The organism is Paenibacillus sp. FSL R5-0517 (genome assembly GCF_037974355.1).
Classification (GTDB): domain Bacteria; phylum Bacillota; class Bacilli; order Paenibacillales; family Paenibacillaceae; genus Paenibacillus.
The window spans coordinates 4,209,220-4,223,132 of sequence record NZ_CP150235.1; the positions used below are offsets into that span (position 1 = coordinate 4,209,220).

12 protein-coding genes are annotated in these 13,913 nt (G+C 43.6%); 3 read left to right on the forward strand and 9 right to left on the reverse strand.

Translation table 11 applies throughout. From position 1 onward, the window contains the following. Positions 1–103 precede the first annotated feature (103 nt). Positions 104–2,434, forward strand: coding sequence for a helix-turn-helix domain-containing protein (locus tag MKX40_RS18605; protein WP_339234881.1), 2,331 nt, complete (start codon positions 104–106; stop codon positions 2,432–2,434). A 78-nt stretch (positions 2,435–2,512) separates the two neighbouring features. On the opposite strand, the gene MKX40_RS18610 is transcribed toward MKX40_RS18605, so the two are convergent. The 4 genes from MKX40_RS18610 to MKX40_RS18625 are packed head-to-tail and all read right to left on the reverse strand — an operon-like array spanning position 2,513 to position 7,141. After that, positions 2,513–3,529 (reverse strand): glycosidase, encoded by a 1,017-nt coding sequence (locus MKX40_RS18610; RefSeq protein WP_339234884.1) that lies wholly within the window; start codon positions 3,527–3,529, stop codon positions 2,513–2,515. A gap of 57 nt (positions 3,530–3,586) precedes the next feature. Then, entirely contained in the window at positions 3,587–5,197 is a 1,611-nt protein-coding gene (locus tag MKX40_RS18615) for an extracellular solute-binding protein (protein WP_339234886.1), read from the reverse strand. A 38-nt stretch (positions 5,198–5,235) separates the two neighbouring features. Further along, a complete protein-coding gene (locus MKX40_RS18620) occupies positions 5,236–6,147 on the reverse strand; it encodes a carbohydrate ABC transporter permease (RefSeq protein WP_091017811.1) in 912 nt (303 codons plus the stop codon). A 16-nt stretch (positions 6,148–6,163) separates the two neighbouring features. Next, positions 6,164–7,141, reverse strand: coding sequence for an ABC transporter permease subunit (locus MKX40_RS18625; RefSeq protein WP_339234889.1), 978 nt, complete (start codon positions 7,139–7,141; stop codon positions 6,164–6,166). Between the two features lie 371 nt (positions 7,142–7,512). Between MKX40_RS18625 and MKX40_RS18630 the strand changes: the two genes are divergently transcribed. Both MKX40_RS18630 and MKX40_RS18635 read left to right on the forward strand, forming a co-directional pair. After that, positions 7,513–8,121: a type II CAAX endopeptidase family protein gene (locus tag MKX40_RS18630; RefSeq protein WP_339234891.1), complete on the forward strand. Its 609-nt coding sequence runs from the start codon at positions 7,513–7,515 to the stop codon at positions 8,119–8,121. Between the two features lie 23 nt (positions 8,122–8,144). Further along, positions 8,145–8,891: a MerR family transcriptional regulator gene (locus tag MKX40_RS18635; RefSeq protein WP_339234893.1), complete on the forward strand. Its 747-nt coding sequence runs from the start codon at positions 8,145–8,147 to the stop codon at positions 8,889–8,891. A 229-nt stretch (positions 8,892–9,120) separates the two neighbouring features. On the opposite strand, the gene MKX40_RS18640 is transcribed toward MKX40_RS18635, so the two are convergent. From MKX40_RS18640 to MKX40_RS18660, 5 genes are all read right to left on the reverse strand, one after another. Further along, positions 9,121–10,473 (reverse strand): glucoamylase family protein, encoded by a 1,353-nt coding sequence (locus MKX40_RS18640; protein WP_339234895.1) that lies wholly within the window; start codon positions 10,471–10,473, stop codon positions 9,121–9,123. Between the two features lie 289 nt (positions 10,474–10,762). Continuing rightward, on the reverse strand, positions 10,763–11,254 hold the full coding sequence (locus MKX40_RS18645; RefSeq protein WP_339234898.1) for a hypothetical protein: 492 nt from the start codon (positions 11,252–11,254) through the stop codon (positions 10,763–10,765). A 20-nt stretch (positions 11,255–11,274) separates the two neighbouring features. Continuing rightward, positions 11,275–11,655 carry a hypothetical protein gene (locus MKX40_RS18650; RefSeq protein ID WP_339234901.1) on the reverse strand — a complete coding sequence of 127 codons (381 nt, stop codon included), beginning with the start codon at positions 11,653–11,655 and terminating at the stop codon, positions 11,275–11,277. Between the two features lie 18 nt (positions 11,656–11,673). Further along, positions 11,674–12,417 carry a hypothetical protein gene (locus MKX40_RS18655; protein ID WP_339234903.1) on the reverse strand — a complete coding sequence of 248 codons (744 nt, stop codon included), beginning with the start codon at positions 12,415–12,417 and terminating at the stop codon, positions 11,674–11,676. Further along, positions 12,417–13,724, reverse strand: coding sequence for an SPFH domain-containing protein (locus MKX40_RS18660; protein WP_339234905.1), 1,308 nt, complete (start codon positions 13,722–13,724; stop codon positions 12,417–12,419). The genes MKX40_RS18655 and MKX40_RS18660 overlap by 1 nt, the downstream gene beginning before the upstream one ends. Positions 13,725–13,913 lie beyond the last annotated feature (189 nt).

Consider the following 13,913-nt stretch of genomic DNA (forward strand, 5'->3'; position numbering starts at 1 on the left):
GATTATAATGTTATAATGTTTATACTAGCACAAGTGTAATCCAGAAGAGAACAGCGATTTTCAATTCAAAATCCGAATATTTTAACACTGGAGGGACTGCTTCATGGCAAATTCCGCATTCAAGCCATCCTTGCTCGACAGATTCAGGCTCAGCTGGAATCATTTCAAATCAAGGCTTCTGCTGAAATATGCCTTTTCTTACATTCTCATATTTCTTATCCCTCTGACAGGTGTAACTATTTTTGTGTATGAAAACGCCGTCAAAGGATTACGTGTTGAGATTGAACAATCAAATGTCAATCAACTTAACCAGGTGAAGAGCACTATAGATAACCGGATGAATGAACTTCAGGAAATAGCGGGGAGAATCGCCTATGACAAACACCTGACCCCTTATATGGTAAAGCACCCCTATTACAGCTTGGAGGCGATTCAAGCGCTGGCCAATTACAAAGCTAGCAGCAGCATTGCAGAGGATCTGCTTCTCTATTTCCATAATGATTCCCACATCTATTCGCACCGCGGTTTGGCTAATCTTGATGTCACCTTTGCTAGCCTTTATCAGTTCGAACATTGGAATCTGCAAGAATTGCGGCAGGACTTAAATGAAACTAGACAGCCGCTGGTCCGTCCCGCTGAGAACGTGAAGGTTAATTCCCGAATGGAGCCGATGCTCGTCATGCTTGTGCCTGTTAAACCGAATGACCCCTTTCCATATGGGACCGTTGTATATTTAATGAAAGAATCCAACCTTACCGGGGTCATGGATTCGATTTTGAGTGATTTTTCAGGAAGCAGCTATATATTCAGTCCCTCCGGACAGGTGTTGACCGCGAACAGCCATGGCATCAGCCTTCCACAGAACGAAATTGAGAACTTAGCTACACTTGCGCCTGGTATCCATAATTTGAAGATGGACGGAGAACAATACTCCGTTGTTTCTGTTCAATCGGAAGAAAATGGCTGGACCTATGTAACCACCATGCCAAGCTTCCAATTCTTCAGCCGTGTCGCCCATGTCCAGACTCTGATCCTGATCGTCTTCTGCATTACTGTCATTACCGGTATAGCTGCTGCGCTGTTGCTAGCCAAACGGCAGTACCATCCAATCAGAGATTTGATGGACAAGATGAGAGGCAACGGCGATGATGCTTCCAAGCTCCACAATGAATGGGAATGGATACGACAGACCCTACACAATTACAGTGCGAAAATTGATTTTCAGGAGCCCTTCGTCCGTAATCAGTGCATGCTGCTGTTACTCAAGCACGGCAAGCCGGATGATCCTGAGATCGAACAAATGATTCTGAACGCCGGATTCCGGCATCCTCAGGGACAAGGCCACTATTTCTCGGCTATATTGTCTTGGGATGATACTTTGCTTGGCGACAAGTGCTGGCAGGAACGCCTTCTGTTGCAGGATATACTTAGCAATGTATGTCTACCAGGCACCGGTGCTCAGATCTTCGGCGTTGAATTCTCGGTCAAAGAGCAGTTTGCTCTGATAATTTCACTTCCCGGTGATATGGAGAAGCCGATTCAAAACCAATTGGAAGAGGTAATTGAAGCCATTCAATTGGTAATCCGCGAGCATTCGCAGCTATCTCTGAGTATCGGTGTCGGCACGGCATACGAGGACTTGGCCCGTCTTAACCAATCCTTCATTGAAGCTGCTACAGCTCTGGAGCACCGGATCATCCAACACAGCGGTCAGGTAACTTATTTCGAACAGCTTGCAGAGCTGAACCCTTCTGCTTCCGAGAGCTTCTGGATTCCACGCAAATCCATGCTGAAACTGGAGCAGAGCCTTAAGCAGGGCAACGAATCAGTAACCGTGCAACTGATTACCGAAACCATTCATATGATCAAAAATGAGCCATTACAGGTTCACCTGCTGCGCTGCATCTGTTTCGATCTGCTAAACGCTTTTCTACGCACCGCCTCCGAGCTTGGTATGAACGAGGTGTTCGCCAATATGTCAGAATTGACTGCCTTTGAAACACTCGAAGAGCTGGAGAGTCGTTTGCTCTGTCTGGCTGCTGACATTTGCGCGCAGGTGGAGCTGAATACAAAGACAAGCGAGTCAACATTAATGGATGATATTCTGGTTTACGTGGATCAACAGTTTGCAGACTACACACTCAGCCTAGAGCATGTGGCACTTAAGTTTGCCATTTCAACTTCATATTTAAGCCGGAGCTTCAAAGAGAAGACCGGCCGCAATTTCTCACAATATATCTGGCAGCGGCGTGTAGATGAAGTCATGCGGCTCCTGGAGAACACTAGCGCACCCCTCAAAGAAATTATCGAACAGGTCGGTTACATGGATGCGCCAAATTTCATCCGCAAGTTCAAAAAAGAAATCGGTTTGACACCAGGTCAGTATCGCAAGGAACATGCCCTGAGAGCAGCCACTATTAAAGGACCTGTTTAAGTTAGTGGAGCTTCCGCCTTTTCTGCACTACATTTTTATATTAAAAGATACGCTTCATCTAAGGTTTATTTTGCTTAGCTACTGCCCTTCCTGGAGGATGTGCTCTACCAGTTCGTCCAGCGGAACTGTTGCAAGAGCAATCGCCGTATCTGTTACCCCATAATAGATATAGAGCAGTCCATCTTTGACCACATTTCCAGTCGGAAAGATGACATTTGGGATCTGGAACCCAAATTTCTCATAATACATCTCTGGCTCCATAATAAAATGATGCGTTCGGGCAATGATTTTCTCCGGTTGCTCCAAATCCAGCAGCATGGCTCCCACACGGTAGACAATGTCCTCATCGACGCCATGATAGAGCACCAGCCAGCCCTTGTCCGTACGAATCGGAGGCGTTGAGCCGCCAATCTTCCTTGATTCCCAGGAGAAGTTCTGGGCGGTAGCAAGCAGCTTGGGCTCTTCCCAGTTCACGAGATCCTCGGAGTAGGTAATCCACATGGCCGCCTTATCCGTACCGTAGGCTTCTCCTACATACTCCTCAGGACGGCGCAACAGTACGAATTTGCCACCTATTTTCTCAGGGAACAGAATGTTGTCCCGGTCATTAATATCAAGAGGTGTCGTGTCCGCCACATACTCCCAATCCAGCAGATTATCTGATTTCAATATGGAGGACCGGGTTAGCCAATGTCCCGCCTCGTCCCCCCACCCGTCCGGATATTCCGGAATAGAGCGAAGGGGGACACCTGCCCCGGTAGGGTAATAACTCATGGCACAGGGACGAAGGGCGTAGTTTAGATAGAAGGTTCCGTCGATTTTGACAATCCGCGGATCCTGCACACTACCATAAGGGAATCCCAGCATGTCTGGCGTCACAATGGGCTCATCCTTCACGTGCGTAAAGTTCACCCCGTCTTCACTCTCTAGCAGACCCAAATAATTTTTGCATGGAGTTAGGGAACCCGCTGTACGCTCAATCATATAAAATTTGCCGTTATCGATGATAACCGCCGGGTTGAAAACCGTAACCTTACGCCATTCATAATCGCCCGGCACAACAATGGGATTATTCGGATGCCTCGTAATTTGCATGTCTATTCCTCCTGCATCTGCATGAATGTTCAGGGACGCGTTTTCGCATGGACCTGATTAGTTGGATTTCCAACGATCATAGGCAGCCTGATTGATTTCAACCATACGCTCTCCGCCCATTTTCTTGACTGTCGCCACATAACTGTCCCAGCCCGTAAGAGGCTCCGCTCCAGTGATGAATTTCGCCTCCATCTGATTCACATATGTCTTCAAATCAGAATTCAGGCCACTGATTTCGGTCTGCTCTTCCACGGTAAGGAACAGGGTCGGAAACGGAATCCGTGCGCCTTTATCGAGAAGCTTCTGCTTGGTCTCCTCTTCGACCCATAGGTCAAAGTCTGTCTTCAGCCCCTTATTAATATCATCCATGGACAGGGTTGGAGCGGGAATGCCGTAGTTAGGTGTCAGAGTTGCCCGATAATCTTCCATTTCCTTACCATCCGGTACTGGCAAGTAACGTTTGACCCGATTCTCTTTGTCTGTGTACTCCCAGAGAGTGCCCTCTGGACCTTTATTAAAGAACATGGCACCTTCATAGGAATAAAGATAATCCACCCAGCGCATAGAGGCTTCAGGCGCAGGATTACTCTGCGTAATAGCAAAGGCACCGCTTGTAATCCCCCTGTTCTTTGCAATCGCTGGGGCAGCAACTGATTCACTGTGGACAGGTGCAAACATGGGATCTGCCGTCGAAGGCTCTCCACCTTTGCTCATGTAGGCATGCCAGTCCGAAAAGAGGGCGATTTGATTGTTCTGTGCTTTGGCCTTTTTTTGCTCCGCTGTTTGTGAGAAGCTCTCATGATCCAGCAGGTCTTCAGACCACAGTCGGTTCATATAGGTCAAATATTCCTTGTAGCCTTCTTCAAGCGGTGTGTAATGCACCTTGTCCGCATCATCCACGTAAATTTCTTCTTCATAAATGCCGAAGGCACCCAGCAGCCATGTACGGATATCGCGGAGGTTCGCAGCGGGTGTAGTCACCGAGGAGATCGGAATTTCATCAGCTATGCCATTACCGTTGGGATCTTCCTCTTTCACACGTTTCAGATAGGTATACAGCTCCTCTGTCGTTTCGGGGAGTTTATCGATATTCAGCGCCTTGAGGAAGTCTCCGTTATACCACATCGGATTGCGGTACCAGTGCTGGCTAAGTTCTACTACTGGCAAGGAATAGATATGCCCGTCCGGTGCAGTTATCGATTTGCGGACATCCGGATTCTCCTCCAACAGCGCCTTGAAATTCGGAGCATACTCTTCAATCAGATCCTCCAGTGGAATGAGGATACCCTGCTCTCCGTAATTCATCTGCTCTGCAGTTGTCAAACCGGCAGCATAGAGGATATTCGGGTAATCTCCACTGGCGAGCACCAGATTTTTCTTCGTTTCGAAGCTATCCTTCGGTGCGTTCTTGTATTCCAGTTTAATACCGGTCTTCTCTTGCATCTGCTGAAGCACAGCCATGTTCTCCCAGTTCTGAATCCCTACATCTGGCGCCATAAGCGACAAAGTAACGGGTTCATTAACAATCGGGAAACCTTCATTGTTCACAGCGACTTTTCCGAGATTGTTGTTCGCTTCACCTTCGTTTGAACTGCTGCAGCCTGCCAGTAATGTAATAACTAAAGCCGAAGATAACAGAAGCTTCCATGACTTACGTGTGGTTGGCATTTATAATTCCTCCCTTGATTTCATCACAGTTTAGCTGTTTAACCTTTAACAGAGCCTATCATGACCCCTTGGACAAAGTAACGCTGCAGGAACGGATAAATTGCCACGATGGGCAGTGTGGAGACAACAATGACTCCATATTTAATCAGGGATGCCGTTTCTGCCTTATTATTCATGGCGGTCGCCACCTCGCCGTTGATGGAAGAGCCCGTCGTTTCCGCTGTCATTTCCTGAAGAACAAGGATCTGACGCAGAACCATCTGCAGCGGATACTTCGCTTCATCATTTAGATAGATCAGAGACGGGAAGTAGCTGTTCCAGTGGCTAACCCCATAGAACAAGGCCATAACGGCTACAATCGGTGCTGACAGCGGTAGAACAATGCGAATGAACAGCTTTAGATTCGTACAGCCGTCAATATGCGCTGCTTCCTGAAGTTCTTTCGGAATGGTCGTCTGGAAAAAGGTACGGGCTACGACGATATTCCAGACCGAAGCGGCCACTGGCAGGACCAATGCCCACATGCTGTTCATGAGTCCAAGATTCTTGACCAGCAGATACGTCGGCACGATTCCGCCGCTGAAGAACATCGTGAATAGAATGAGGCCCATGAACAATTGGCGCCCGACAAAATCAGATCTGCTGAGCGCATACGAGGCCGGAAGAGTGACGGCGAGATTGAGCAGAGTGCCCACCACTGTGTAGATAATGGTGTTCCAGTAACCACTCCATATCTTTGGGTTCTCAAACACAAGCTTGTATCCGTCCAGTGTTACATTTTTCGGAAACAACCACATCGCTCCCGAATTGACGTCCTGCGGCGAACTGATTGAAGCGCTGAGAATATAGATGAGCGGATAGAGAACAACCAACATTGCCAGACCCAGATAAATATAAGTGCTGATCAGGAAAAGCTTGTCCCCCCGAGATTCTTTCATCGCAGTAACCAAAGACTTCAACTCCTTTCTACCAGAGGCTGTTCTCACTGGTGCGTTTGGCGATCTGGTTGACCGTAACAAGCAAAATAACGTTGACAACCGAATTGAACAATCCGACAGCCGTTGAGAAGCTATACTGAGCGTTCACCAATCCGGCGCGATATACATAGGTGGAAATTACATCGGATGCTTCCATATTGAGTGAATTCTGCAGCAGCAGAATCTTCTCGAAACCAAGACCCAGTATATTACCCATATTCAAGATCAGCATGATCGTAATCGTGGGTAATATCGTCGGCAGATTGATATGCAGCACCCGTTTCATTCGGCTGGCTCCATCCATAATGGCTGCTTCATGAAGCTGGGGATCTACACCTGACAAGGCTGCGAGATAAATAATGGTTCCCCACCCGGTGCTCTGCCAGACGCCGGAGAATACATATACCGTCTTAAACCATGCGGGATCAGTCAGAAACTGTGCTGGTTCAAGACCAATGAATTCGATGAACCGGACAATCATTCCGCTTGAGGGTGATAAAAAGGTAATGATCATACCTGCCATGACAACTACAGAAATGAAATGGGGTGCATAGGTGACCGTCTGGACCGATTTCTTGAACGGGCCGTTGCGGACTTCATTGAAGGCCAGCGCCAATATGATCGGCAACGGAAATCCGATGGCAAGTTCATAGAAGCTGATACTGAATGTGTTCCAGAGCAGATCCCAGAAAAAATAAGAATTGAAGAACCGTTCAAAATGGTCAAAACCAACCCATTCGCTGCCTGTAATTCCTTTTGAAGGTACGAAATTCTTAAAAGCAATCTGAATGCCGTACATCGGGCCATAATGAAAAATAAGGAAATACAACAAAGCGGGAAGCATGAACAGATAAAGCTCCCAGTTTTTCCAAATTCTCTTGCCAAGGGAGTTCTTCTTCAATGAAGGATTTACGGATACTACTGTGTGACTCTCCTTCACTCTCTCACTCCTTTCTATGTCTTTCATTACCTACGGTTATGTTGCTGCTTTGCATTCTTGCTGACTCTCTTTTGGTAACGCTTACAATCCGAAGTATAGTGAAACGAAGATGACACGGTAAATATGTAGGTTCTGCATTGTCACGATAGGCTGTGTAAAACCGCGCTACTGCGGTACTTTTCGTTTAGACTTGATGTGGATGGTTGCAGATGGAGCAAGGCTGTAAATATGTGAGTTACGAACCTCCTCCTCGTTGCAAAAGAAACATATTGTGATCACCGAGCAAGAATTCAAACGTTTGTTATGAGTAGCTGATCATACTTTGATAAAAAAAGCTGTTGCGGAGGACGTTACGTCACAATCTACAATGAAAAAAATGTGATAAAGGAGTTTTCATTATGTCTCAGACCCGTGCAAAGGAACATTACAAAATACTGTTGATCGCATTACTAACGCAATCAGCTTTTCTATTTATTGGATTTATTTTTATTGGTTTATTTAAGTGGGGAGAAATGTTGCCATTTATAGCTTCCTTATTCATGCCGAACAAGATTAGTTTATTATCCGTAATCATCATTGGTCTTATTGCCAGTTTTTTTATTACTACGATTGTCCTAATTACATTTATCAGAACAAGAACAGAACTCCCTAAAACCGAAGGGTCAGATATGATTAAAAAAATAATGATCCAACCAAGTGGTATAGCTTTAACAGCGATAGGTGGTATATTTGAAGAATTCTTTTTTAGAGGGGTCCTGATCGGATTATTTATTGGATACTCTTTGTTCGTGGATTGGCTCGTCATTCTAATAAGCACTTTTCTATTCTGGATAATACACGTTCCTCAATATAGAGGAGCTACGGGTGTCCTTATCGTTGTGTTTGTAAATGGTTTGATTTTTGCACTGCTCTTTTATTTTACCGGGTCGTTAATTCCCCCAATTCTTGCACATGTCATTTATAATATTTCTATTGGAATTATTCTGGCACGAAAATACAAGAACTGATTATTTGAAAAGAGGGACGTTAGATGCAATTAACAGTGAGTAAATTTGCAAAGCTGGCGGGCACGACAGTTCGTACGTTAAGACATTATCGACAACTTGGCATATTGGTTCCCTCACAAAAGAACGAAAATGATCATCATGTATATATAAATGAGGATTTTAAAAGGCTGCATGAAATTCAATTGTTGCAAAGTCTAGGACTTTCATTAAACGAGATTAAAGCCGGTTTGGATAATCCGCAATATTCTTTTGATGAAATAATTAAAGTTCAAGAACAATCGCTTAAACATAGGAGAAAAGCTATTGATTGTTCTTTAGCATTAATTAAACGAATAAAACGGTTAAAGGAAAAAGATCAATTCAATGAATTAAACTCAGAATTGCTCATGCTACTTATGAACTCAATGCGTGTTGAGGAGGACCAAAAAAAGCTGCTTCAAAAGTATGTTTCTGCGGATATTATTGAAAAGGTGTTCCCAGAGGATATCTCTAAGCAAACTTACTTGGATGAACAATTATTCAATTTGGTATTGCTTGTCCATCGAGCTACCCTACACGATCTTAAACCAGATCATCCTTCCATACAGCAACAGTTGAAGGATATCATTACAAATACCCAATTAAATCAACTGATTCTCCATGACGAAGAAAAGAACGAAGAACTTTATATAAACGTAAAACCCTATGAGTCGTTGATCCCTAAGCATACCATGGATTTTTTGACAGAGGCATTTGAGGTATTAAATACGAAGAAAAATTCTTCTCTATAGGATCTTGATAACGACCAATACAACTCTAAGTCATTGCATCATTCATGAGAGAAACCACTCCTTTCACCCAGCCTAAACATCTCGAGTTTACCGGAAGGCTCTTGGCGGTTCTCGCTACGGATAGGAGGTTTGGAACTAAGAAACGGTTCGACAAACGCAAACGGAACGAAGCAGAAAACACTCTGCTTCGTTCCGTTCAAACAATCGGTATGGCAAGTTTTCCTCCCCTTCATTGAATAGAAAACACTTCTTTTTTCAACAATTCTTCTGGCGTCTGCCCTATCACATCACTGTGAAAATAATCGCGTATAGCACCGTCTTGAAGATAGTTAGCGATCGACACCATAATCATCCCTTGATCCAGTGCCAGATAAGCTTTTGCGAGTTCTCCCGTTTCAACATTGACTGAGTCATAGAACCCATACTTGCCAAACATTTTGAATTTTTTTAAAGCTTTAATATTCTTTCGAACAGCTTCAGGGGCATAATCGAGGGCAAGGAATGTTGCGTGTGCTGTAACCGTTGCTCCATCTTTATAACCTGAGGTCCCTAACGGCGTTGCTGCAAACTCACTGTAACCTGTCGGCGTTGCAGAAGGTGAAAAGCCCCATGCGGCATACCCTTTTTCTTTGGCATATTCGATCTGCAATTCAACATGACGCTGGTTGTTCAATCCCAAAGCTTGAGTACCTAGGTCTTTTTCCTTTATAACCATACCGGGCATAAGAGCTTCAAACATACTGCCTCCCCAGCTTGGCACGAACTTTTTATCCTTGTATACATAACTTCCTTCAAACACATCCACTCCATCGTACTTAACGGATTTGCCTTGAGGAATCTGAGCTTGCCAATCCCATTCTTGAGGTAATGTGCGATACATCTTCCACCAATGCTCTTGGGGAACATCACCTTTCCCAATGGCAATATAGCTGCCTACACGTGGTTCCGTGTAAAACATTCCATAATGGTGATCCGTCAGTGCACCTTTAGCCACATCATAGCCTCCGCGGAATTGACCGACTTCAGGATCATATAACGGAGTATAATTCATATTTTCGACCAACTCGCTTGTTGCCCCATGAAGTTCTTCATAAGCTTGCCCAACAACAATTAAACCAGCGGATAACCAGCCATTATCGACTTGGGATATAAATTGTCCCCAATCTTTCTTCACTGTACCGTCATCTGTGTTATACCAGTTATAAAATAGGCCGTTCCACTTTTCTAACTTTTCTAGGGAATTGATAGTCGTTTGCAGGCGATGTACTGCTTCTTTCTTCGAAATGATACCCAATTGTTGCGCTGAAACGGTGCTCATCATATACATGGCGATGTTCGTGGGCGAGGTACGTTTAGCTTCTTCTGTCCCTTTTTCAGTGAGCCGAACTTCATCGTAAGTCAAGCCAGTGTTCTGATCCGTATAATCCTCAAAATACGAATAGGTTTTATATGCAATCGCTTTCAATTCTGCTCGAAATCCAATTAAATTGCTTGATTCACCTGCTGAGGCCATCGGAGTTAAAGCTAGATTAGCGAACAGACAAAAAGTTAAAATGAAGCTGAATAGTTTTACTTTTTTCATGATGTTCTCCCTTCAAATGAATTCGAAACGTTTCGTGTATATGTTATCATAAATTTCCCATTTCCGTAAACAAGAAAATAAAACGCTTACAAATTCTACATATATTATGGATCAACGATAGATATTAACTCGAAACGTTTCATTATTGATGCAACACGAGAGTAGTACACGCAGGATAATATGACGTATTAGTCCATATGAAGGTCTGTTATATTCTAAATTGAAAAGAAAAAAGCCTGACTCCATAGGAATCAGGCCTGATCCTTTCTCGTACCCATTCTGAACCGTCCTATGTTGCTACAACCGTTGTTCCACAATACTCGCAGTCCGTTGATTGCTTGGGAAGCACTTTTACCTTCGCCCCACACCCCGAGCAACTTACTGAAATAGGCCTTTGTGGCTCTTCTACTTTTTCTTCGACCTTCTCTTCAGCGTTTTGCTTATCTGAAAAATTAATCTCTGTATAGTTAATGGTATTATGACTACTGTAACTCACGGTGTTGCTATTGTAGCTTGAATACGTATGCGGATTTGCATTCTCGCGATCAAGATGACCGCCATAATCTCCCCCATAAAACTTTCGTTCAGGGACATGCTTTTTCTTCACACGTTTTTTCCTAAGCAATTTAATACCCCAATATAAAAATAAAAATTCAACGATAATAACTCCAGCCATAGCAATGAGATTTTTAGTACCTCTGAAATTATTTGCATTAAACATGGCGATCGGGATCGCAATGGCATATAACATGAAAAAGAGTCCAAATAACTTCCTTAACAACACCATTCCTCCTATGCAGTTTACGAGATCCTCATCGTTGTTCCGCAATACTCACAATCCGCAGACGAAGTAGGATATACCCTTACCTTGGCCCCACACCCTGAACAATTCACGGCTACAGTTTCTTGAGGGGCCTCGTCATATCTCACACGATGCTGATCTTCCTGATCTTGCTTATCATTAGAATCGTAATGATCGTAATGCTGGTATGGATCAGTCTTAGACTGAGATTTAGGTCGACCACACATTTTTATGCCCGTAACAAGTACGATAACCCCAGGGATAAAAAGAATAATCGTACTGATAATGGCCGTTTCTGTTCCTTCGGATATTAATATTAAAGATAACAGGATCGTCACGGACGAAAGGATAATGAATAAAATGCCAAAAAATTTCTTCACCGCGTTTCCTCCTGCAATTTATGATTTACTTATCAAGATCTGTTGATTGCGTTCTTTCAGCCGGAACCTTAATTGGGATAGTTGCGAAGCAATACGTTCACTATTTACCAATTCCCCTGCTTCGTACTGATTTGCAAGTTCACTGTTCATCAATTCAATGTCCATCAAGATCTGGCGGTCATTTTTCTCAAGGGAATCCGGTGTGATCGGGTCACTATACTTCACCAGTTCAATTAATGATTGAACGGTTTTCCGCTCCTCTTCCACAGTTAGAACGGTATGTTGCATCATGGTGTGAAGCAATTGCTGTAACGCTTTTTCGATTAAATGTAAATCTTCGATTTTAGTATGTTCATTTGCTTCATGACTTCGCAGACTGTGAATGTAGATCATAATGATTCCACATAAAATAGTTGCGATCGCAAACGTTACTGTATGCAACAATACAAACCAGCGAAGCGCATGATCTGCTGAACCTGTCAACAACGTATAGATCATCACACAAATCAAATAACTAACCAACACTACACCTAACGCTGTGTAACCTGGAACAAACCGTTTAAACCGATCCATATTTTGCATGATGAACCGTGCGTAGATCCAAATAGCCGTAATGGCTACATAAGAAGCCACGAGGTTCATCCAAAAAGATAACGATAGTAGCGCATGATTAAACAAAGTAAAAGAAACGATTGTCGATACGAGCATGCATATTAAATAGATGACATCCAAAATCAGGAGATTGCTGCGTTTTACCATCACTATGCCTGTCCTCCTTCTTGCAGATTGTTTCCGCAATCAAGACAGAACTTCTGGCCGGGTTTTACTTCATGTTGGCACCGACTGCATTTCAAGCTTAAACTTGTGCCACAGTTGCCACAGAATTTGGTATGACCGGAATTCATGTGGTTACAGTTCGGGCATGGGCTAGGCATCGGTTGATGACATTGAATACATTCCAATGCGTCCTCAGCATTATCCGCTCCACAGGATGGACACGCATGGTATTTGTCACCACAGTTAGGACAGAATTTGGTTCCCTTTGGCAAAGCATGTCCACAATTATTACAATCTGTTGTTACTGCGGATTTTTCGGCTAATGAATTGCCGCATTTGCTGCAAAAAGAGCTGTTCTCCTGGTTCGGATGATTACACTGTTTACATATGCTTACCGCAGGCGTCTCCTTAGTCAACATCACTTTAGACATCTGGGACATCTCGCTACTGAAAGAACCACCCAGTCCAACCCCCATACCCATACCAAGTCCTGCGCCCATGATGTCTGACTGCATGCTTCCTTCATTTTTGGCTGCACCTTCCAGCGTATCAAACGAACGTTCTTGCTGATATGTGTACCCAATAATATCCATCTCAGCTTTGCGCGCCAACGCTTCTCTTAATCGAATAACGGAAGGATCTTCTTCGGGCAGATTGACGTTGTGAATATACAGGTTGATCAGCTCAATACCAAACTCTTCGAAAGTAGAAGCTATTGTGTCTGCGAAATGCCTTGAAATCTCGGCGATATAGGCATTGATCTCCAAAACACTAACTTTTCTATGTATTAGATAGGATGACAACATCGAGTTAATATTCATGATAATTAGCCCGCGGAAGTAATTAATCATATTAGCTTGGTTAAACTCAGGCAGTGTGCCCACAAGCTTGACCAAAAACTTTCGTGAATCCGAAATTTTAATTCCCATTTGTCCAAATGTTCTTACGGGAACTATAATATTATACTTGGGATCCTGGATATGAATCGGATTCGCTGTTCCCCATTTAACGTCTAATGCGCTAACCTGATTGACATACCAGACTTCTGCTGCAAAAGGTGACTTTCCTCCAAACGGAAGGTTAACGAGTCGGTTCAAGATCGGGATATTCGCAGTACTCAGCGTATGCCTTCCTGGTCCAAACATGTCAAGCGCTCTTCCATCCTTAAAAAGAATTGCTTGTTGAGATTGATTCACAATCAACTGGGTCCATGTTCCCAACTCAGTCTCGGGATGTTTCCAAGCAAACACATCAGGTGAGCCATCATACTTAATTACGTCAATAATCGCCATGTTCAATTCCTCAATTCAGTATTAGATTACTATAATTTGATAAAAACACTCTTGCTAAAACACTGATTCTACACTATTTCCTATATTAAAAAGCTATAATGATCTTTCATTAACTTGTTTTCATGTTTAGGCATTGATATTTTACCATTTCTAACCTTATTACGCACTAGCATAGTTCATTTTTCATAC

Excerpts from the sequence above, each read along its gene's own strand:
- MKX40_RS18640 (WP_339234895.1), bottom strand. The coding sequence starts at position 10,473 with ATGAAAAAAGTAAAACTATTCAGCTTCATTTTAACTTTTTGTCTGTTC.
- MKX40_RS18605 (WP_339234881.1), top strand. The coding sequence starts at position 104 with ATGGCAAATTCCGCATTCAAGCCATCCTTGCTCGACAGATTCAGGCTC.
- MKX40_RS18630 (WP_339234891.1), top strand. The coding sequence starts at position 7,513 with ATGTCTCAGACCCGTGCAAAGGAACATTACAAAATACTGTTGATCGCA.
- MKX40_RS18610 (WP_339234884.1), bottom strand. The coding sequence starts at position 3,529 with ATGCAAATTACGAGGCATCCGAATAATCCCATTGTTGTGCCGGGCGAT.
- MKX40_RS18625 (WP_339234889.1), bottom strand. The coding sequence starts at position 7,141 with ATGAAAGACATAGAAAGGAGTGAGAGAGTGAAGGAGAGTCACACAGTA.
- MKX40_RS18615 (WP_339234886.1), bottom strand. The coding sequence starts at position 5,197 with ATGCCAACCACACGTAAGTCATGGAAGCTTCTGTTATCTTCGGCTTTA.
- MKX40_RS18660 (WP_339234905.1), bottom strand. The coding sequence starts at position 13,724 with ATGGCGATTATTGACGTAATTAAGTATGATGGCTCACCTGATGTGTTT.
- MKX40_RS18635 (WP_339234893.1), top strand. The coding sequence starts at position 8,145 with ATGCAATTAACAGTGAGTAAATTTGCAAAGCTGGCGGGCACGACAGTT.